Source organism: Brevundimonas sp. TSRC1-1 (assembly GCF_049898245.1).
GTDB classification, from domain to species: Bacteria; Pseudomonadota; Alphaproteobacteria; order Caulobacterales; family Caulobacteraceae; genus Brevundimonas; species Brevundimonas mediterranea_A.
In genome coordinates this window covers 219,847-240,851 of sequence record NZ_JAFCXI010000003.1, presented here as the reverse complement: position 1 = coordinate 240,851, position 21,005 = coordinate 219,847, and the positions used below count along the sequence as shown (strand labels likewise).

Below are 21,005 nucleotides of genomic sequence, written 5' to 3'. Positions count from 1 at the left end.
TGTCGTGTCAGCTGAGCGTGGCCTTGCGATAGGTTTCGTTCAGTTCGAACACCTCGGCCGACACCTCGACCTTGCCGGCCGTGCGAGCCAGGGCGGCGGTCAGGATCTCCAGCACCTTTTCGCTCAGCGCGATCTTCTGCTCCGGCGTCCGGCCCAGCATCAGGCCGATGCGACAGGCCAACATGGCGGTCTCGGGCGCATCACTGGCGATGACGACGTGATCCAGGGCGATCAGCCGGGTCTTGCAGGCCGACAGGGCGGCGCCGGCGATTTCGACGGCGGCCTGATGGATCTCCAGGGCGACCGGGGTCCAGTCGGTGTCGGCCAGGTGGCGGGTGTATTCCAGGGTGATCTGCGGCATGTCGGGGACTCGTCCAGAGGAGGCCGATCCTCTAGACCGGTTTCAGCCGGGCGCCAAAGCCCGGACAGGAGGTCCCATGCCCATCGGCCCCATCACCATGTTCGGCATCTACATCATCGTCTGGTGGACGGTGTTGTTCGGCGTGCTGCCGCTGGGAACCTCGCGCGAGACCCACGAGCCGCCGACGGACGGCGCCCAATGGGGTGCGCCGACGACGCCGAACCTGAAGCGCAAATTCATCACCACCACCTGGGTCGCGGCCCTGGTTTGGGTCTTCGTCATGGTGCTGATCTTCACCGGCTGGCTGCCCCTGCCGGACTTCTCGCGCGCGCCGGCGGTCTAAAACAGGCGATCCGTAGCTTGTTGGTGATTAATGGATTTGAAGGCCTGGCCGGACGCTGAAACGCAATCTGGACGACAACTCAGTGCGATTCTTTCGCCAATCTAGCGAGACGGCGAAAAGCACGAGGCTTTGTTACTGCATCTTAACCGTTGTGTTGCAACGATGGATTGTGGAGTGGTTCCGCATGGTAAGCCATTTGATGGCGTTCTGAGGTCTAACCATGTCTTCCGTCGCAGACGTCTCAGTTGTTCGTCCGGTCGCCATCAATCGAGGCGCCGTCGATGTGAACTTCAAATCCCTCGTAGATCTTCTCAACGACGATAGCGGCTCGGTCAGTGGGGCCAGTAAGGCTGCCGCACTGACTGAAATCCGCAAGACTTGGCTAAGTCTCGGCAGCGCAAGCCAAGCGACGAGAGAATATGTTGATCGTGGCCTCAGCTCGTCCTCTTTCGTCGTCAAGAGCAATGCGCTCTACAACAGTATAAATGAGAGCCTCAGCCCGCGTTCAGGCGATGAGGTTCAAAAGTCGTCCGAGAGGTTCCAGGCCCGATTAAAAGCCTTCGATCAGCTTTCCGACGAGGACAAGGTTATGTTTGCGTCTGCGGGCAGTTCAACGCCTGAAGATTGGCGTGCAAACACAGAAGCTCAAATTAAGATGCACAAGCAGATCGAGGCAGCTCGCGAGAGCGGGGAGCTGGGCATCGACGGCAAACCCACTGGCAAGGCCAGCGCTGCGCTCAGCATGCTGATCGAGACCAGCGAGCAGTTTCAGAAGATGGACAAGAGCGATAAGGACGCTGTGAAAGTTTGGACCCAGTCTTTCAACGACAGGTTTGACACGGCGGACCGCAGGTCGGCTGTGCGGGTCGATCTGTCCGAGGACGCCAAGGCTTACCTCGCTCGGCAATAGGCCGGGGTAAGCGCGTGCGTTAACCGGCGCTGGACCCGCGCGAGCCCAGGATGACGGCCTAAGAGCGGAAACGCCGGCGCGAATATCCCCATCCCGGCCTAGCTTTCGCCCCGGTCCAGCGGCTAAAGCCTTGGTCTGTCTCTACGCCTAGGATTCCCCATCATGCGCCTGTCGCGCTTTTTCCTGCCCACGCTGAAGGAAGCCCCTTCGGACGCCCAGATTGTCTCGCACCAGCTGATGCTGCGCGCCGGCATGATCAAGCAGGAGGCCGCCGGCATCTACGCCTGGCTGCCGCTGGGTCTGCGGGTGCTGCGCAAGATCGAGCAGATCGTCCGTGAGGAGCAGGTGAGGGCGGGCGCGGTCGAGCTGCTGATGCCGACCCTGCAACTGGCCGACCTGTGGCGCGAAAGCGGCCGCTACGACGCCTACGGCCCCGAGATGCTGCGCATCACCGACCGGCACGAGCGCGAGTTGCTGTACGGACCGACCAATGAGGAGATGATCACCGACATCTTCCGGGCCTATGTGAAGTCCTACAAGTCGCTGCCGCTGAACCTGTTTCATATCCAGTGGAAGTTCCGCGACGAGCGCCGCCCGCGGTTCGGCGTCATGCGCGGTCGCGAGTTCCTGATGAAGGACGCCTATTCCTTCGACGTGGACGAGGCCTCGGCCCGCAAGGCCTATAACCGCATGTTCGTGGCCTATCTGAACACCTTCGCCCGCATGGGCCTGAAGGCCGTGCCGATGCGCGCCGACACCGGCCCGATCGGCGGCGACCTGAGCCATGAGTTCATCGTCCTGGCCGAAACGGGCGAGAGCGCGGTCTTCTGCGACAAGGCCCTGGTCGAGATGCCGGCGCCTGGGGCGGATGTGGACTGGGACGATCTTCAGTCAATCGTTGATCAACGAACTGCGCTCTACGCCGCCACCGAGGAAATGCACGACGAAGCCCGGTTCGAGGCCGAGACCGCCGAGGGCGACCGCCTGTCGGCGCGCGGCATCGAGGTCGGCCACATCTTCTATTTCGGCGAGAAATATTCGGCGCCGATGAAGGCCAAGGTCGCCGGGCCGGACGGCCAGGACGCCAATGTCCACATGGGCAGCTACGGCGTCGGCGTATCGCGCCTGCTGGGCGCCATCATCGAGGCCAGCCACGACGAGGGCGGCATCATCTGGCCCGACGCCGTGGCCCCGTTCGACGTGGTCGTGATCAATCTGCGCGCCAATGACGCCGCCGTCTCCGCCGCCTGCGAGGACGCGGTCGCCCAGCTGGAAAAACTCGGCAAGGACGTGCTGTACGACGACACCGACGAACGGCCGGGCGGCAAGTTCGCCACCGCCGATCTGATCGGCGTGCCGTGGCAGCTGACCATCGGTCCCAAGGGGCTGGCCGACGGCGTGGTCGAGCTGAAGCGCCGCGCCACCGGCGAGAAGGTGTCCGTGCCCCTGGCTGAAGCCATCGAAAGGTTGACTGCTTGAACCTGCCGTCCCGTCCTTCCGGCGCCTTCTCCTCGTGGGAGATCGGCCTGGCCCTCCGCTACCTGCGCGCCAAGCGCAAGGAGGGCGGGGTGGCGACCATCGCGGTGATCAGCTTCATCGGCATCATGCTGGCCGTCGCGGTGCTGATCAGCGTCATGAGCATCATGGCCGGCTTCCGCTCGGAACTGCTGGGCCGAATGCTGTCGTTCAACGGCCATATGTACGTCCAGGGGCCGGTGCTGACGTCTGAAGATCGCGACGCCGCCCTGAAGCGGATCGCCGCCGTGCCCGGCGTGGTCAGCGTCACCCCGCTGAACGAGAGCCAGAGCCTGGTCCGGGTCGGCAACTTCACCACGGGCGCCATGGTGCGCGGCGTGCGGCCCCAGGACCTGGCCACCACCAAATACGTCTTCGACAGCCTGACGCCCAAGGAACGCGCCGACTTCGGCAAGGGCGCATACGGCGGCGACCGCATCCTGATGGGCGCGGCCCTGGCCAACTCCCTGGGCCTGCGGGTCGGCGACCCCGTCACCCTCTATTCCCCGACCGGCGCCGACAGCGCCTTCGGCAATCTGGGGGGGCTGGAAAAGACCTATTTCGTCGGGGGCCTGTTCCGCTCGGGCACGGCCGACTTCGACCGCGCCTTCCTGTTCATGCCGCTGGAGCAGCAGCAGCTGTTCTTCGGCAAGGAGGGGGTCTGGGACGCCATCGAGATCAAGGTCGACGACCCCGACCGCGTCGGCGAGCTGACCCCCGCCATCCGCGACGCCGCCGGCCCCGGATCGGTCATCAGCGACTGGCGCGAACGCCTGGCCGCCTTCTACGGCGCCCTGCGGGTCGAGCGGGTGGCCATGAGCATCATCCTGGGCCTGGTCGTCGCCATCGCCGCCATGAACATCATCTCCGGCATCGTCATGCTGGTGAAGAACAAGACGCGCGACATCGCCATCCTGCGCACCGTGGGCGCCAGCCCGTCGGCCATCCTGCGCATCTTCTTCATGTCGGGCGCCATGATCGGCGTGGCGGGCACCCTGGCCGGCCTGGCCCTGGGTCTGCTGTTCTGCTGGAACATCGGCGCCATCCAGCACGCCATCGAGGCCGTGCTGGGCGTGCAACTGTTCAACGCCGACGTCTATCAGCTGGACGCCATCCCGGCCCTGGTCGATCCGATGGACGTGACCTGGGTCGCCCTGCTGTCCTTCAGCATGAGCTGCCTGGCCAGCCTGCCGCCGTCCTGGACGGCGTCTCGCATCGATCCTGTGGAGGCGCTCCGCTATGAGTAGGTCTCCGATCCTGTCGGTGCGCGGCCTGACCCGCACCTATGACACCGCCAGCGGCGGCCTGACCGTGCTGAAGGGCGTGGATCTGGACGTCATGCCGGGCGAGATCGTCGGGCTGATCGGCCCCTCCGGCTCGGGCAAGTCCAGCCTGCTGCACGCCGCGGGACTGCTGGAAAAGCCGACCGAGGGCACCGTCGCCATCGACGGCGAAATGGTGGGCGACCTCGACGAGCGCGCCCGCACCCGCCTGCGCCTGTCGCGCATCGGCTTCGTCTATCAGTTCCACCATCTGCTGGCCGAGTTCGACGCCCGCGACAATGTCGCCCTGCCGATGCGGATCGCGGGCATGAGCCTGGCCCAGGCGCGCCGTCAGGCCGAGGAGACCCTGACGACCCTGGGGCTGGGCGAACGCCTGACCCACCAGCCGGCCCAGCTGTCCGGCGGCGAGAAGCAGCGTGTCGCCATCGCCCGGTCCCTGGCCAACAAGCCCCGCCTGCTGCTGGCCGACGAACCGACCGGCAACCTGGACCCGACCACCAGCCAGTCGGTGTTCGAATCCCTGCGCGACCTCGCCAAGACCACGGGCGTCGCCGCCCTGATCGCCACCCACAATATGGAGCTGGCCGGCCACATGGACCGCGTCTTCGCCCTGAAGGACGGCCATCTGGAAGAACGGGCGGCCCAAAGTCAGGCTTATTGAGCCAGGCCTAATGACATCTGGCGGACGCCGTCACCCCACGGCGGCGTCGCCCCAGATGGCGCGCAGCTGCTGGGGCCGGCGGCAGCCCTGGCGATAGGCCTCGTAATGGGCGCGGTTGCGGCGGGCGTAGTCCTGATGCTCCGGCCCCGCAGGCCAGAACCGCTGGACCCCGACGACCGGGGTGGTGAAGCTCTTGCCCAGAACGCGCATGGCCGCATCCCGTGACGCCACAGCGGCCGCCCGCTGATCCGCCGTGGCGAAGACCGCCGCGCGATAGGACGGCCCCTGGTCGCAGAACTGCCCGTTCGGATCGGTCGGGTCTATGGTGCGCCAGTAGCGGTCCACCAGGGCGCGATAGCTGACGACGCGGGGATCGAACGTGACCTGGACCGCCTCCATATGGCCGGTCCCGCCGCGCACCACCTGCTCATAGGTCGGGTTGGCCGTCCGGCCGCCGACGAAGCCCGACACGGCGGACCGCACCCCCGGCAGGCCGTCGAACGCCTTTTCCTCGGACCAGAAACAGCCGCCGGCGAAGACGGCCGTCTGAAGCGCCGACCGGGCGGGCTGGGCCTGGGCGCCGTCGGTCTGGGGCAGGGCGGCGGTCGTCACGACGACCAGGGCGGCCGCAATCGCCGCGCCAGCCAGGAATTTCAGAGACTTGGGCATGGGGACATCTCCCTTTCTCCACAGGCATACGATGCGCCGCTGCAAATGGTTTCAGACCGTCTCGCCCCTTGGGATAAGGCCGGGGTTGACGAGAACAATGAGCGAACATAGAACAAGGCAAGAACATTCATGTCTGGGGATAAGTCGCCATGCCGCGTTTGATGAGAGATATGCTGTCGCTGGCCTCGTGCAGCGGTTTCGTCTGGATGGTCTGGACCCTGGCCATCAGCGTGACGGCCGCCTGATTTTCAGACTCGCACCGACAGGGTCTGAATTCGCATTGTGTAAAATCAATCGCTTATGAGAAATTCTAGACTATTTGGACTGTGTTTTTTCGCCGTGACGGTCTGAAGCCTCTATCCACAGCGGATCGATGATCGCGCGGCCCGGCTGAAGGTTTGCGGTGTTCCGGCGGGCGGTGATGTGAGACTCGGTCCAGGATGATGCGCGGCCTCCCTTCGGAGGCGCGACAGGCGGAGGTCCAGTGAGCGAACCGGTCAACAGTCAGGGTTTCGTCCATCTGCGGGTCCGCTCGGCCTATTCGCTGCTGGAAGGCGCGATCAAGGCGGGCAAGCTGGGCAAGCTGGCGGCGGACGCGGGCATGCCGGCCGTGGCCATCGCCGACCGGACCAATCTGTTCGGCGCGCTGGAGTTCAGCCAGTACACCCGTGACGCCGGGGTCCAGCCCATCATCGCCTGCGCCCTGCCGGTGTTCGGCGTCGGCGGACACCAGGCCGTGCGCTGGGCCAAGACCCCGACCGTGGTCCTGCTGGTCCAGAACGAGGCCGGGTGGCGCAACCTGTGCGCCCTGTCGTCCTCGGCCTATCTGGACGCGGGCGAAATGGCCGAACCGGGCGTGGCTTGGGACCAGGTCGTGGCGCGGTCCGAGGGGCTGATCCTGCTGTCGGGCGGCCCCGACGGTCCGGTCGATCCCCTGTTCGCCCAGGGCAAGACGGGCGAGGGGGCGGCCGCCCTGGCGACGATGAAGTCCGCCTTCGGCGACCGCTTCTATGTCGAGCTGCAGCGTCACGGGCTGGAGGACGAAAAGCGGGCCGAGCCCGGTCTGGTCGAATGGGCCTACGCCCACGAGACGCCCCTGGTCGCGACCAATGACGTCTATTACGCCAAGGCGGCCCAGGCCAAGTCGCACGACGCCCTGTTGTGCATCGCCGACGGCGCCTTCACCGGCCAGGAAGACCGCCGCCGCATCACCGGCGAACACTGGTTCAAGTCGGCCGAGGCGATGCGCGACCTGTTCGCCGACCTGCCCGAGGCCTGCGACAACACCATCGACATCGCCCGGCGCTGCGCCTTCCTGGTCAACACCCATGCGCCCATCCTGCCGCGGTTCGACACCGGGGCAGGGCGGTCCGAGGCCGACGAACTGGCGCACCAGGCGCGCGAGGGGCTGAAGGTCCGCCTTGGCCAGATCACCCCCGCCGTGCCCGAGGCGGAATACTGGAGCCGGCTGGAATGGGAGGTCGGCATCATCCAGCAGATGGGCTTCCCCGGCTATTTCCTGATCGTGTCCGACTTCATCAAATGGGCCAAGGAGCACGGCATCCCGGTGGGGCCGGGGCGGGGCTCCGGGGCGGGCTCTCTGGTCGCCTGGTCCCTGACCATCACCGATCTGGACCCGCTGCGGTTCGGCCTGCTGTTCGAGCGGTTCCTGAACCCCGAACGGGTCTCCATGCCCGACTTCGACATCGACTTCTGCCAGGAGCGGCGCGAAGAGGTGATCGACTATGTCCAGGACCGCTACGGCAAGGACCGGGTGGCCCAGATCATCACCTTCGGCACCCTGCAGGCGCGGGCCGTGCTGCGCGACGTCGGCCGGGTGCTGCAGATGCCGCTGGGCCAGGTGGACCGGCTCTGCAAGATGGTGCCGAACAACCCGGCCAATCCCGTCACCCTGGCCCAGGCCATCGACCTTGAGCCGCGCCTGAAGGAAGCCAGGGACGCCGAACCTGCGGTCCGCACCCTGCTGGAGACGGCGCTGGAGCTGGAGGGGCTGTACCGCAACGCCTCGACCCACGCCGCCGGCATCGTCATCGGCGACCGGCCCCTGGTCGAACTGGTGCCCCTGTACCAGGATCCGCGCTCGACCATTCCGGCCTCCCAGTTCAACATGAAATGGGTCGAGCCGGCGGGTCTGGTGAAGTTCGACTTCCTGGGCCTGAAGACCCTGACCGTGCTGGACCGCGCGCGCGGCTATCTGGAACGGCGCGGCGCGGCGCAGGACTGGAACGGCCTGCCGCTGGACGACGCCCGCACCTATGAGCTGATGGCCTCGGGCCAGACCGTCGGGGTGTTCCAGCTGGAATCCCAGGGGATGCGCGACACCCTGCGCAAGATGCGCTGCGGCTCGATCGAGGAGATCACCGCCCTGATCTCGCTGTATCGGCCGGGGCCGATGGAGATGATCGACACCTATATCGACCGGAAGTTCGGTCGGGCCGAGGTCGATTATCTGCACCCCAGTCTGAAGGAGGTGCTGACCGAGACCTACGGGGTCATCATCTATCAGGAACAGGTGATGAAGATCGCCCAGATCCTGGCGGGCTACAGCCTGGGCGAGGCCGACCTGCTGCGTCGCGCCATGGGCAAGAAGAAGAAGGAGGAGATGGACTTCCAGCGGGCGCGCTTCGTCAAGGGCGCGCTGGAGAAGACCGTCCCCGAGACCCAGTCCGGCTCGATTTTCGACCTGGTGGCCAAGTTCGCCGGCTATGGCTTCAACAAGTCGCACGCCGCCGCCTACGCCCTGATCTCGTTCCAGACCGGCTGGCTGAAGGCCAATCATCCGGTCGAGTTCTTCGCCGCCTCGATGAGTCTGGACCTGTCGAACACCGACAAGCTGGCGGTCTTCTATCAGGACGCCAAACGGTTCGACGTGCCGGTGCTGCCGCCCGATCTGAACCGGTCCTCGGCCGACTTCGACGTGGCCTGGGACGACAGTCGTGGCGTGGTCCTCTACGCCCTGGGCGCCATCCGCAACGTCGGGCTCGAGGCGATGAAACACGTCATCGAGGTGCGCGAGACCGGCGGTCGTTTCGCCGACATCTTCGACTTCCTGGAACGGGTCGATCCGCGCAGCATCAACAAGCGGGCGCTGGAAGGCCTGGCCAAGGCCGGCGCCTTTGACAGCATCCATCCCAACCGCCGCCAGTTGGTCGAACAGGCCGACGTCCTGATGGCCTATTGCCAGAGCGTGGCGGCCGAACGCGCCTCGTCCCAGGTCTCCCTGTTCGGAGGGGATCAGGCCCATGTCGGCCGGCCGCGGCTGAAGAGCGTCGAGCCCTGGGTCGGGCCCGAGCGGCTGGACCATGAGCTGTCGGCCGTCGGCTTCTATCTGTCCGGCCACCCGCTGGACGAGATGACCTCGGCCCTGAAACGCAAGCGCGTCACCTTCGTCGCCGAGGCGATTCCCCTGGCGGAATCGGGCCACGAGGCCTTCCAGATGGCCGGGGTGGTGCGCCGCAAGCAGGAACGCGCCAGCGCCAGGACCGGCGAGAAATTCGCCTTCGTCACCTTCTCGGACCCGACCGGCGAGTTCGAATGCCTGTTCCCGCCCGAACAGCTGCGCAAATGCCGCGAGGTGCTGGAGCCCGGCGCCTCGGTCATGGTGCGGGTCCGCGCCAAGGCCTCGGAAGGGGAGGTGCGGTTCTTCGGCGACGACGCCAGCCGGATGGACAATCTGCTGGACGACGCCAACATCGGACTGCGCATCCATGTCTCGGCCCGCACCGCCGACGCCGAGGCCCTGAAGGCCCGGCTGGAACGCGCCCGCTCCGGCGCCATCGGCAAGGGCGGCGAAATCTCCCTGGTCGCCTCGCTGGAAGGCCGTCAGGAGGTCGAGGTCAAGCTTCCCGGCCGCTATCGGCTGGACGGCGCCCTGCGCGGCGCCCTGAAGTCGGCGCCGGGCGTCCTGATGCTGGAGGAGGCGTGATGACCGCGCTGTCCCACGCCGCCGGAACCTTCGAGGTCAAGATCACGCCGGTCGCGCCCGAGCCCGACGCGCCCGCCGACACCCCCGCCGACACCCACGGCCGAATGAAGCTCGCCAAGACCTTCCACGGCGATCTTGAAGGAACCGGCGTGGGGGAGATGCTGGGGATCATGGCCGGCCAGTCCGGCGCCTATGTCGCCCTGGAGCGGGTGACGGGCGTGCTGAACGGTCGCCAGGGCGGTTTCTCCATGGTCCATCGCGGCGTCATGAACGCGGGGTCGCAGGAGCTTCTGATCACCATCGTGCCGGGCTCAGGCAGGGGTGATCTGGCGGGAGTAAGCGGGGTCTTCCACCTGACCATCGCCGACGGGGAGCATCGTTATGTCCTGGACTACAGCCTGCCTGAATGACGCTCCGAGGGTCGGTTGCATATGGTCAAGCTGTTGTAATTGCGGAACCGCATGAGCCGTGAAGGGTTGGTTTAGTCTACAAGGGAGACTGTTCCAATGAAAAATCTCGTTCTCGCCGGCGTCGCTTCGGTCGCTTTGCTCGGCGCCTGCAATCAGGGCGGCGACACCGCAGCCCAGAACGCCGACGAAGCCGTGAATGCGACCCAGGACGCCGCTTCCGGCGTCGTCGGCCAGACCTCCGCCGCCACCCTGGGCGCCAACACCGTCGAGGGCTTTGTCACGAGCCTTGCGGTCGGCAACATGTATGAAATCGAGGCCGCAAAGGTCGCGGCCGACAAATCGACCAACGCCGACGTCAAGGCCCTGGCGGCCATGATCGACAAGGATCACACGGCTGCGGGCGAGAAGATGACCTCCGTCGTCGCGACGGCGGCTCCGAACGTCACGGTTCCCACCACGCTGGACGAACGTCGCCAGGGGCTGATCGACAATCTGAAGGCCGCTACGCCGGCTGATTTCGACAAGGTCTATCTGGAGCAGCAGGTCGCCGCTCATAACGAGACCCTGACCCTGCTGAACGGTTTCGACGACAACACCGACGCCCCGGCCCTGGCCGGTCTGGCCCGGGAGCTGATCCCGACCATCACGGCCCACCGCGATCGCGCCCAGGCCCTGATGGATGCGATGAACTAAGGGCGACGAATTTCGCCCATGACAGGCGGTCCCGAAAGGGGCCGCCTTCTGTGTTTTGTCAGGCGGCGCTTGCTATTCGGGCCTATCCCGCCTACATGGCCCCCGCATTTCGCAACGCGGGCGAGGCGCGTTTCGGGGAGACATCCCGATCCGCTCCATTCCGAGGGTCTTGTGACCTTTAATCCCCCGCGCCACGTTTGATCGGAAAAAGGACTGAACGATCATGGCTCTGCCTGAATTCTCGATGCGCACCCTGCTTGAAGCGGGCGCCCACTTCGGCCACCAGACGCACCGGTGGAACCCGAAGATGGACCGCTACATCTTCGGCTCGCGCTCGAACATCCACATCATCGACCTGTCGCAGACGATGCCGCTGTTCCACCAGGCTCTGGTGGCCGTGCGCGACGTCGCCGCCAAGGGCGGCCGCGTCCTGTTCGTCGGCACCAAGCGCCAGGCCTCCGAGCCGGTCGCCGAAGCCGCCAAGCGCTGCGCCCAGTACTACATGAACAACCGTTGGCTGGGCGGCACCCTGACCAACTGGCGCACCGTCTCGGGCTCGATCGCCCGTCTGCGTGAACTGGAAGGCATCCTCGAGAACGGCGGCGAAGGCCGCGTCAAGAAGGAACTGCTGAACCTGCAGCGCGAGAAGGACAAGCTGGAGCTGTCGCTGGGCGGCATCAAGGACATGGGTTCGATCCCGGACATCATGTTCGTGATCGACACCAACAAGGAAGCGATCGCGATCCAGGAAGCCCGCAAGCTGAACATCCCGATCATCGCCATCCTGGACACCAACTCGGACCCGGACGGCATCACCTATCCGGTCCCCGGCAACGACGACGCCGCCCGCGCCATCCAGACCTACTGCGACCTGATCGCCGACGCGGTCCTGGACGGTCTGGCCGCCGGCGCCTCGGCCTCGGGCGTGGACCTGGGTGCTGCGATCAATCCGGAAGAGCCCATGCTGCGTGAAGCCTCGACCCCGGTCGAAGCCGACGCCGCTCCGGCCGGCACGGAAGACGTCGCCGCTGAACTGGTCGCCGCCGCTGAACCGGCTGTCGCCGATGAAGCTGCTCAGGCCGCCACTTCGGAAGCGAACGACGCCGTCGAAACCGAGAAGGCCACGGGCTGATCGCCCGACGGCCCTCCTTTTGACGCTACGCTTGCCGCGCGGCGGCTCGCTACTTGAGCGTCAATCCGAAGGCTGTGCGTTGAACTGACACACGGCCGGGCTAAATCAGCCCGGCCGTTCCCACATACGAATCCCCCAAGGAGAAGAACATGGCCGAGATCACTGCCGCCCTCGTGAAGGAACTTCGCGAGCGTTCGGGCGTCGGCATGATGGACTGCAAGAAGGCGCTGGTCGAAAACGACGGCAACATCGAAGCAGCAATCGACTGGCTCCGCGCCAAGGGCCTGTCAAAGGCCGCCAAGAAGGCCGACCGCGTCGCCGCCGAGGGCCTGGTCGCCGTGGCGTCCAAGGAAGACGGCAAGGGCGAAGTCGCCGCCGCCATCGAGTTCAACGCGGAAACCGACTTCGTCGCCCGTAACGAACTGTTCCAGAACGCCGCCAAGTCGTTCGCCCAGCTGGGCCTGGAGCATCACACCGTCGAGGCCCTGCACGGCGCCGAACTGGAAGCCGGCAAGACGGTCCAGGACGAAGTGACCAACATGATCGCCACCATCGGCGAAAACATGCAGCTGCGCCGCGCCGCCCGCCTGTCGGTGTCGGAAGGCGTCGTTTCGACCTATGTCCACAACGCGGTTTCGCCCGGCGTGGGCCGTATCGGCGTGCTGGTCGCTCTGGAAGGCGAGGGCGACAAGACCGCCCTGCGCGAACTGGGCCGCAAGATCGCCATGCACGTCGCCGCCACGGCGCCGCTGTCGCTGAACACGGACGACCTGGACCCCGCCGCCATCGAGAAGGAACGCACCGTCCTGACCGAAAAGGCCAAGGAAGAAGGCCGTCCCGAAGCCATGATCGCCAAGATCGTGGAAGGCCAGATCAACAAGTTCCAGAAGGACGTGGTGCTGTCCAAGCAGCCCTTCGTCATGGACCCGGACGTGACCATCGAACAGCTGGTCGCCAACTCGGCCAAGGAACTGGGCTCCTCCAACCTGCACCTGGCCGGCTTCGTCCGTCTGGCGCTGGGTGAAGGCGTCGAGAAGGTCGAAGGCCCCGACTTCGCGTCGGAAGTCGCCTCGATGATGGGCGGCAACTAAGCAGTCTTCCCCTCATTCGTGAGGGTTTTGTATCAGAAGGGCGCGTTCGGCTTTGATGGCCGGCGCGCCCTTCGTCTATAAGAAGTCGCCTGATTCAAAAGGCGCCGCATTCAAACGGACCCCCGCCGCATGCCCGACGCCCCCGCCAATTTTCGCTACAAGCGCGTCCTGCTCAAGGTCTCCGGCGAAGTCCTGATGGGCGATCAGGCCTTCGGCGTCGACATGAAGACCGTGGACACCGTGGCCAAGGCCGTGGCCCAGGTCGCGGCCGAGGGCGTGGAAATCTGTCTGGTGATCGGCGGCGGCAACATCTTCCGTGGCCTGTCCAAGGCGGCGGCGGGCATGGAGCGCGCCCAGGCCGACTATATGGGCATGCTGGCCACCATCATGAACGCCCTGGCCATGCAGTCGGCGCTGGAGAAGATCGGCGTCTCGACCCGCGTGCAGAGCGCCATTCCGATGGCCGCCATCGCCGAACCCTACATCCGCCGCCGCGCCCTGCGTCATCTCGAGAAGGGCCGCGTGGTCATCTTCGCCGCCGGCGTCGGCGCGCCCTTCTTCACGACGGATTCGGGCGCCGCCCTTCGCGCGGCCGAAATGGGCTGCGACGCCCTGCTGAAGGGCACCAGCGTTGACGGCGTCTATACTGCGGACCCCAAGAAGGATCCGACCGCGACCCGCTACGAGACCCTGACCTATCAGGAGGTTCTGGCCCAGGATCTGCGGGTGATGGACGCTTCCGCCATCGCCATGATGCGCGACACGGGTATTCCGATCGTGGTCTTCTCGATCCGCGAAGACGACTCCCTGCGCCGCGCCCTGACCGGCGAGGGCACCTGCACCATCATCCAGGACCGCGCCTGATCGTTCGACGATCCGTTCAAGACAAGAGAGACCAAGACCATGGCCAAGCCCGAAGTGAAAACCTATCGCGACCGCATGGAGAAGGCGGTCGTGGCGCTGAAGGAAGAGTTCAGCGGGCTGCGCACCGGACGCGCCAACGCCGGCTTGCTGGAGCCCGTGCGGGTCGAGGCCTATGGATCGGCCTCGCCGCTGTCGGCCGTCGCCGCCATCAGCGTGCCCGAGCCGCGGATGATCTCCGTCAACGTCTGGGACAAGGGCATGGTGGTCGCGGTCGAAAAGGCCATTCGCAACGCCAACCTGGGCCTGAACCCCATCGTCGACGGACAGACCCTGCGCATCCCCGTGCCGCCGCTGACCGAGGAGCGCCGCAAGGACCTGGTCAAGCTGGCCGGCAAGTACACCGAGCAACAGAAGATCGCCGTGCGCAACGTGCGCCGCGACGCCAACGACGATCTGAAGAAGGCCGAGAAGGCGGGCGAGATCAGCCAGGACGAACAGAAGAAGCTGGAGGCGGACATCCAGAAGGAGACGGACGCCGCCATCAAGCGCATCGACGAGGCCTTGAAGACCAAGGAACAAGAGATCATGCAGGTCTGAGGCGGAACGGCTTGGGTCTGAAGGGACGGAACGACAGATGACGGCAGACCGCGCCGCGCCTTCGAGCTCGCGTTCCGATGGACCACGCCATGTCGCCATCATCATGGACGGCAACGGCCGCTGGGCGAGCGCCCGGGGCCTGCCGCGCGCCATGGGACATCGCGAGGGGGTCCAGGCGCTGAAGCGCACGATCCAGGCCGCGCCCGATTTCGGCATCGAATGCCTGACCGTCTTCGGCTTCTCGACCGAGAACTGGAGCCGTCCGGCCGAGGAGGTCTCGGACCTGATGGGGCTGGTGCGGACCTATGTGGCCAGTGATCTGGCGCGGCTGGAGAAGGCGGGCGTGCGCCTGCGCATTCTCGGCCGCCGCGACGGACTGCCGTCCGACATCGCCGCCATCATCGAAAAGGCCGAGCGCCAGACCGCCCACAACGACCGGTTCATGCTTCAGGTCGCCTTCAACTATGGCGGCCGGGCCGATCTGGTCGACGCCGCGCGTCGCCACATGCAAAGGCTGCTGGCGGGCGAGACGGTCGAGCCGATCGATGAAGACACCCTGGCCGCCGGCCTGGCCACGGCGGGATCGCCGCCGCTGGATCTGATCGTCCGCACCTCGGGCGAGCAGCGCCTGTCGAACTTCCTGCTGTGGGAAGCCGCCTACGCCGAACTGGTGTTCCAGGACATCCTGTGGCCCGACTATGGGCCGAAGGCGCTGGGGGAGGCGGTCGCCGCCTTCGCTCAACGCGAACGCCGCTACGGCGGGCGAGAGGACGCGCCTGCGCGCGTGTCGGCCTGATGGCGGTCAAGGGGCGGGATATCGCCTTGAGGGCGGCCTCGGCCGCCGTCCTGGCGCCGGCGGCGGTGGCCGCCACCTGGTTCGGGGGCGTCTGGTTCCTGGCGCTGATGCTGGCCGCCTGCGTCGTCCTGGCCTTCGAATGGGGCGCCATGAGCGCGCCCAAGGCTCCGCGTCCCGTCGGATTGGCGGTGGCCCTGGCCGTCGTGGCCGCCGTCGTCAGCGCCTATTTCGGCGTCATGTCGGTCGCCTTCGTCATCCTGGTGTTCGGCGCCGCCGCTGCGGGGCTCTATGCCCGAAGTCGAGGCCAACAGGCCGTGGATGCGGCCTATGGCGTGCTTTATCTGGGTTGGCCCTCGGTGCTGCTGATCTGGCTGCGCGACGGGGACGGCGCGGTCGGTCTGCACTGGACGGCGCTTGTCTTCGCTGTGACCTGGTCGGCGGACATTCTGGCCTATCTGGCGGGTTCGACCCTGGGCGGGCCGAAGCTGTGGCCGCGTTATTCGCCCAACAAGACCTGGTCCGGCTTCGTCGGCGGCATTCTGGCGGGCGCGGTCGCCGGTGCGGCCCTGACGGCCTGGTTCGACATGGGCCGCCTGACCATCTTCTGGGGCGCGATCCTGGGCCTCGCGGCCGCGCTGGCCACCATGGGCGGCGATCTGTGGGAGTCGGGGCTGAAGCGCCGGTTCGGCGTCAAGGACGCGGGCAACACCATCCCCGGCCACGGCGGCCTGCTGGACCGGGTGGACGGGTTGATGTTCGCGGTCGTGGTGGTGGCGGCGGGACGTCTGCTGGTGGTTCTGCTGGAAAAGGGCGCGTCTTGATCCATCGCCGCGTCACGGTTCTGGGCTCCACCGGCTCGGTCGGCTCGTCGACCCTGGACCTGATGGAACAGGCCGAGGCCACCGGCACGGGGGCCTTCGAGGTCGAGGCCCTGACGGGCGGCGCCAATATCGCCAAACTGGCCGAGCAGGCGCGGCGCTGGAAGCCGAAACTGGCGGTGACGGCCGACCCGAAGAGGCTGACCGATCTGCGCGACGCCCTGGCGGGAACCGGCGTGGCGGCGGCGGCGGGCGAGGACGCCATTGTGGAGGCGGCGACGCGGCCGGCCGACTGGATCATGGCGTCCATCGTCGGGGCCGCAGGGTTGAAGTCGGCCTGGGCGGCGGCCGAAACGGGCGCCATCCTGGCCTTGGCCAACAAGGAAAGCCTGGTCTGCTGCGGCCCGGCCCTGATCGAGCGCGTTCGACGGGCCGGGGGGCGGCTGATCCCGGTCGATTCCGAACATTCCGCCATCTTCCAGGTGTTTCCGGCCGACGCGCCCGAGCAGGTGTCGAAACTGGTGCTCACCGCCTCGGGCGGGCCGTTCCGCCAGACCCCGCGCGCCCAGATGACCGGGATCACGCCCGAACAGGCCGTCGCCCATCCGAACTGGAGCATGGGGGCCAAGATTTCGGTCGACAGCGCCACCATGGCCAACAAGGGCCTGGAGATGATCGAGGCGGCCTATCTGTTCGCCATGCCGGCGGAGCGGATCGACGTCGTGGTCCACCCCGAATCGATCATCCACAGCCTTGTGGAATATGTGGATGGTTCGACTCTGGCCCAGATGGGGCCGCCGGACATGCGCACGCCGATCGCCTGCGCCCTGGCCTGGCCCCATCGCCTCGCCTGGCCCGCGCCGAAGCTGGACCTGGCGGCTCTGGGTCGGTTGACGTTCGAAGCGCCCGATCTGGCGCGGTTCCCGGCCCTGGATCTGGCGCGTCAGGCCCTGCAGGCGGGGGGGGCGGCGCCTGCCGTGTTCAACGCCGCCAACGAGGTCGCGGCCTTTGCATTTCTTGACCGCAAGCTGGCCTTTCTCAATATTGCCGCAGTCGTCGCCGAAACCCTTGATCGTGCGACGAAGGCGGGGATGGTTTTCGGCTCTGGAGACGCCTGTGGCGCGGCCCTTTCGGTCGACGCCCAGACCCGTCTGATGGCCGGAACCATAATCGCCGGACTGGCGAACGCGGCCTGATCGGCCAGGGGAGACGATTTTACAATGCTGGGCGCTCTGGGTCAGATCCTGATCTACATCGTGCCGTTCCTGCTGGTGCTGACTTTCATCGTCACCATTCATGAGCTGGGTCACTTCCTCGTCGCCCGCGCCTTCGGCGTGAAGGTGGACCGTTTCGCCATCGGTTTCGGCAAGGCGATCTTCAGCCGCACCGACCGGCACGGCATCGAATGGCGGCTCGGCTGGATGCCGCTGGGCGGGTATGTCAAATTCTCGGGCGATCTGGACGCTTCCAGCGTGCCGGATCAGGCGGGCCTGGCTGAACTGCGCCAGCGGGTGATCGCCGAGAGCGGGCCGGGGGCTGAGCGCGACTATTTCCACTTCAAGCCGGTTTGGCAGCGCGCCCTGATCGTCGTGGCCGGGCCCGCCGCCAACTTCCTGCTGGCCATCACCATTTTCGCGATCGTCTTCATGAGCGTGGGCGCGCAACTACGGCCCGCCCGCGTGGCCGAGGTCCAGGCCGGTTCGCCCGCCGCCGCCGCCGGCTTCCAGGTCGGCGACCTGATCACAGGGGTGAACGGCAAGGCGATCAAGGACGGCGGAGAGGTGACGCGCACCGTCATGCTGTCGACCGGCGATCCCGTCCGATTCACCGTCGAACGTGCGCAGCAGGTGGTGGAGCTGACCGCCGTTCCCGAGCGTCGCGAAGAGAACGATCCCATCGCCGGGCGGGTCAAGGTCGGCCGGATCGGCCTGGGGCTCGCGCCTGCGCCGGGCGACCTGCGTCATGTCCGCTATGGGCCTGTGGACGCCGTGGTCGAAGGCGTGCGCCAGACCCGCGACGTCGTCGGTTCGACCCTGACCTACCTGGGGCGTCTGGCGACGGGTCGGGAGTCGGGCGACCAGTTCAGCGGTCCGTTGGGCATCGCCAAGGCGACCGGTTCGCTGACGACGGCGGCGGTGGAGGCCAATCCGGCGCCCGAGGCCATCGCAATCAACCTTCTGCTCACCCTGACAACCTTCGCCGCCATACTTTCGATCGGAATCGGCTTTCTAAATCTCTTGCCCATCCCTGTGCTGGACGGCGGACATCTGCTTTTCTACGGCTATGAAGCCATAGTGCGGCGGCCCGTTGCGGCGCGGTATCAGGAGATGGGCTATCGCGCAGGTCTTGCGCTTCTGGCGGGATTTATGTTGTTCGCGACGTGGAACGACCTACAGAAGCTCAACATCTTCCAATTCCTCGGCGGGCTCGTCTCGTGAGCCGACGCCAGCCCCCGATGGTTTCCAGAATGAACGACATGACATCACGCGCCGCCGTCCGACTGGGCGCCCGATCCAGCCTCCTCGCGCTGGCTGTCGCCGCAGGCTTCGCCGCCCCGGCCCTGGCCCAGACCGCAGGGGCTCCTGCGGCGCCCGCGCCCGCCGGCGAACAGCCGCCGCGCGTCGAGATCGCCGCGCCCCAGTCGCTGACGGTCAATCGCATCCTGGTTCAGGGCGCGCAGCGGATCGACCAGACCACGGTCCTGTCCTATCTGCCGATCCGCCCCGGCGACACGGTCGACGCCGCCGTTCTGGATGTCGCGGTTCGCACCCTGTCACGCACCGGCCTGTTCGCCGACGTGCAGCTGGGCGTGCAGAACGGCGACCTCATCGTCCAGATCGTCGAGAACCCGATCATCAACCAGGTGGTGTTCGAGGGGAACAGCGCCCTGTCGCAGGACAAGCTGACCAAGGAGGTCACGCTTCAGCCGCGCGGCATCTACACCCGCGCCAAGGTGCAGGAAGATGTCGGCGCCATCGTCGAACTGTATCGCCTGCAGGGCCGCATCTCGGCGACCGTGACGCCGAAACTGGTTCAGCTGGAACAGAACCGCGTCGATGTGATCTTCGAGATCAACGAAGGCCCCCAGACCGGCATCAGCGCCATCAACATCCTGGGCAACCACGCGTTTTCCGACAACGACGTGCGCGGCGTCATGGTGACCGAGCGGTCGCAGTGGTGGAAGTTCTTCTCCAGCAACGACAACTATGATCCGAACCGCCTGGATTACGACCAGGAGCAGCTGCGGAAATTCTATACGAACCGCGGCTACTACGACTTCCGCATCGTCTCGTCGGTGGCCGAGCTGCAGCCTGACGATCAGGCGTTCCAGCTGACCCTGACCCTGAACGAGGGCGACAAGTACAACTTCGGCAAGGTCGACGTCATCACCCAGAATGACCGCCTCAACGCCGAATTCCTCAAGGCGCTTGTGCCGATCCGCGAAGGCCAGCTCTACGAGAGCGACAAGATCGAACAGGCGGTCGACGCCCTGACCTTCGCCGCCGGTTCGGCCGGTTACGCCTTCGTCGAGATCAATCCGACCTATCGCGCCAATCCCGACACCGACACGGTGGACGTGACCTTCAATGTGTCCGAGGGGCAGCGCGTCTATATCGACCGCATCAATGTGGTCGGAAACACCCGCACCATCGACCCGGTCATCCGCCGCGAATTGATGCTGACCGAAGGCGACGCCTTCAACCGCGCCCTGATGGAGCGCTCGCGCAACAATCTGCGCGCGCTCGGCTTCTTCAAGGATGTGACGATCGAGGAAACGCGCGGCAGCGCGCCCGACCGTTCGGTCATCAACGTCAACGTCCAGGAACAGCCGACCGGGGAACTGTCCGTCGGCGCAGGCTTCAGCTCGGTCGACTCCTTCACGGTCAACCTTGGCATTTCCGAGCGGAACTTCCGCGGGCGCGGCCAGAACGTCGTCGCGCGTCTTGAATGGGGCTCGCTGCGTCAGCAGGTCGATTTCCGCTTCACCGAGCCCAAGTTCCTAGGCCGCGACCTTCGGGCGGGCTGGGATCTGTTCCACTCGCGATATGACCTGAGCAAATATTCGTCCTACGACTATCGTTCGACCGGCGGCGGCCTGCGCCTGTCCTATCCGTTGAACGGCAATATGCTGCTCAGCACCCGCTACTTCCTGAAATCGGACGAGATCATCGTCCCGACCGGCTACTGCAACGCGACCGGCAGCGGCTCTTCGGCCCTGTGCGACCAGGTCGGCAGCTATATCAACTCGTCCGTCGGCTACACGCTTCAGATGAACTACACCAACGACCCGGTTCGCCCGACGCGCGGCTGGTCGGGCTCGCTGCGTCAGGACCTGGCCGGTCTCGGCGGCGACGTGAACTATGTGAAGACCGAAGCCGACGCAGCCTGGTACTATGGCTTCTCGCCGCGCTGGGTCGTCAGCGTCCAGGGCTCCACCGGCTATGTCAGCGGCTGGAACGGCGATCCGATCCGGATCAACGACCGCTTCTTCAAGGGCGGCAACAGCTTCCGCGGCTTCGAGACCGCCGGGATGGGGCCGCGCGACCTGCGGACGACCGACGCCCTGGGCGGCAACTTCTACGCCATCGGCACTGTTGAACTGACCCTGCCGAACTATCTGCCCGAGCAGTACGGCATCAAGACCTCGCTGTTCGCCGACGTCGGCACCCTGGGCGTGCTGGATGATCGCTACAAGTTGACAACGACCGGCACGGTCAACACCAATATCGCCGATGAGTTGTCTCTGCGCGCGTCGGCCGGCGTCAGCATTCACTGGAAATCGCCGATGGGCCCCATCCGGTTCGACATCTCCAAGGTCCTGTCCAAGGAAGACTACGACAAGACGGAATCCTTCCGCTTCTCGACCTCCACCCAGTTCTAAGCCCGCGACGCAAAAGCGCACGCACGAGGAAGTC

19 protein-coding genes are annotated in these 21,005 nt (G+C 66.1%); 17 read left to right on the top strand and 2 right to left on the bottom strand.

Annotated elements, in window-relative coordinates; translation table 11 throughout:
* Positions 1–7 precede the first annotated feature (7 nt).
* Positions 8–361, bottom strand: coding sequence for a 5-carboxymethyl-2-hydroxymuconate Delta-isomerase (locus ACP7CK_RS11095; protein WP_426026032.1), 354 nt, complete (start codon positions 359–361; stop codon positions 8–10).
* Between the two features lie 76 nt (positions 362–437).
* On the opposite strand from ACP7CK_RS11095, the gene ACP7CK_RS11090 reads away from it, so the two are divergent.
* From ACP7CK_RS11090 to ACP7CK_RS11070, 5 genes are all read left to right on the top strand, one after another.
* Complete coding sequence (locus ACP7CK_RS11090) at positions 438–704, top strand: DUF1467 family protein (RefSeq protein ID WP_008259708.1); 267 nt, start codon at positions 438–440, stop codon at positions 702–704.
* Between the two features lie 220 nt (positions 705–924).
* Positions 925–1,614: a hypothetical protein gene (locus ACP7CK_RS11085; RefSeq protein WP_426026031.1), complete on the top strand. Its 690-nt coding sequence runs from the start codon at positions 925–927 to the stop codon at positions 1,612–1,614.
* A 162-nt stretch (positions 1,615–1,776) separates the two neighbouring features.
* A complete protein-coding gene (gene proS / locus ACP7CK_RS11080) occupies positions 1,777–3,093 on the top strand; it encodes a proline--tRNA ligase (protein WP_426026030.1) in 1,317 nt (438 codons plus the stop codon).
* Positions 3,090–4,376, top strand: coding sequence for a lipoprotein-releasing ABC transporter permease subunit (locus ACP7CK_RS11075; protein ID WP_426026029.1), 1,287 nt, complete (start codon positions 3,090–3,092; stop codon positions 4,374–4,376). Before proS ends, ACP7CK_RS11075 begins: the two co-directional genes overlap by 4 nt.
* Positions 4,369–5,073 carry an ABC transporter ATP-binding protein gene (locus ACP7CK_RS11070; protein WP_426026028.1) on the top strand — a complete coding sequence of 235 codons (705 nt, stop codon included), beginning with the start codon at positions 4,369–4,371 and terminating at the stop codon, positions 5,071–5,073. The genes ACP7CK_RS11075 and ACP7CK_RS11070 overlap by 8 nt, the downstream gene beginning before the upstream one ends.
* Positions 5,074–5,103: 30 nt before the next feature.
* On the opposite strand, the gene msrA is transcribed toward ACP7CK_RS11070, so the two are convergent.
* Positions 5,104–5,742: a peptide-methionine (S)-S-oxide reductase MsrA gene (gene msrA / locus ACP7CK_RS11065; protein WP_426026027.1), complete on the bottom strand. Its 639-nt coding sequence runs from the start codon at positions 5,740–5,742 to the stop codon at positions 5,104–5,106.
* Between the two features lie 484 nt (positions 5,743–6,226).
* Here msrA and dnaE point away from each other — a divergent pair, with 484 nt between their 5' ends.
* The 12 genes from dnaE (at position 6,227) to bamA (ending at position 20,971) form a co-directional block, all read left to right on the top strand.
* The gene (gene dnaE, locus ACP7CK_RS11060; RefSeq protein WP_426026026.1) at positions 6,227–9,688 is read left to right on the top strand and encodes a DNA polymerase III subunit alpha; all 3,462 of its coding nucleotides are present in this window, start codon (positions 6,227–6,229) and stop codon (positions 9,686–9,688) included.
* On the top strand, positions 9,688–10,098 hold the full coding sequence (locus tag ACP7CK_RS11055) for a DUF3224 domain-containing protein (protein WP_426026025.1): 411 nt from the start codon (positions 9,688–9,690) through the stop codon (positions 10,096–10,098). The genes dnaE and ACP7CK_RS11055 overlap by 1 nt, the downstream gene beginning before the upstream one ends.
* Before the next feature lie 96 nt (positions 10,099–10,194).
* The gene (locus tag ACP7CK_RS11050; RefSeq protein WP_426026024.1) at positions 10,195–10,791 is read left to right on the top strand and encodes a DUF4142 domain-containing protein; all 597 of its coding nucleotides are present in this window, start codon (positions 10,195–10,197) and stop codon (positions 10,789–10,791) included.
* Between the two features lie 223 nt (positions 10,792–11,014).
* Positions 11,015–11,923, top strand: coding sequence for a 30S ribosomal protein S2 (gene rpsB / locus ACP7CK_RS11045; protein WP_008264289.1), 909 nt, complete (start codon positions 11,015–11,017; stop codon positions 11,921–11,923).
* Positions 11,924–12,072: 149 nt separating this feature from the next.
* Entirely contained in the window at positions 12,073–13,014 is a 942-nt protein-coding gene (tsf, locus tag ACP7CK_RS11040) for a translation elongation factor Ts (RefSeq protein WP_008260965.1), read from the top strand.
* Positions 13,015–13,143: 129 nt separating this feature from the next.
* On the top strand, positions 13,144–13,878 hold the full coding sequence (pyrH, locus tag ACP7CK_RS11035) for a UMP kinase (protein WP_008263497.1): 735 nt from the start codon (positions 13,144–13,146) through the stop codon (positions 13,876–13,878).
* 39 nt (positions 13,879–13,917) lie between these two features.
* Complete coding sequence (gene frr / locus ACP7CK_RS11030; RefSeq protein WP_008263615.1) at positions 13,918–14,475, top strand: ribosome recycling factor; 558 nt, start codon at positions 13,918–13,920, stop codon at positions 14,473–14,475.
* Positions 14,476–14,512: 37 nt separating this feature from the next.
* Positions 14,513–15,271, top strand: coding sequence for a polyprenyl diphosphate synthase (gene uppS, locus ACP7CK_RS11025; protein WP_035307337.1), 759 nt, complete (start codon positions 14,513–14,515; stop codon positions 15,269–15,271).
* Positions 15,271–16,092 carry a phosphatidate cytidylyltransferase gene (locus tag ACP7CK_RS11020; RefSeq protein ID WP_154726163.1) on the top strand — a complete coding sequence of 274 codons (822 nt, stop codon included), beginning with the start codon at positions 15,271–15,273 and terminating at the stop codon, positions 16,090–16,092. Before uppS ends, ACP7CK_RS11020 begins: the two co-directional genes overlap by 1 nt.
* A complete protein-coding gene (gene dxr, locus ACP7CK_RS11015; protein WP_426026023.1) occupies positions 16,089–17,285 on the top strand; it encodes a 1-deoxy-D-xylulose-5-phosphate reductoisomerase in 1,197 nt (398 codons plus the stop codon). Before ACP7CK_RS11020 ends, dxr begins: the two co-directional genes overlap by 4 nt.
* Positions 17,286–17,309: 24 nt before the next feature.
* A complete protein-coding gene (locus tag ACP7CK_RS11010; protein WP_426026022.1) occupies positions 17,310–18,527 on the top strand; it encodes a M50 family metallopeptidase in 1,218 nt (405 codons plus the stop codon).
* A gap of 38 nt (positions 18,528–18,565) precedes the next feature.
* Positions 18,566–20,971, top strand: coding sequence for an outer membrane protein assembly factor BamA (gene bamA / locus ACP7CK_RS11005; RefSeq protein WP_197019730.1), 2,406 nt, complete (start codon positions 18,566–18,568; stop codon positions 20,969–20,971).
* Positions 20,972–21,005: the final 34 nt, after the last annotated feature.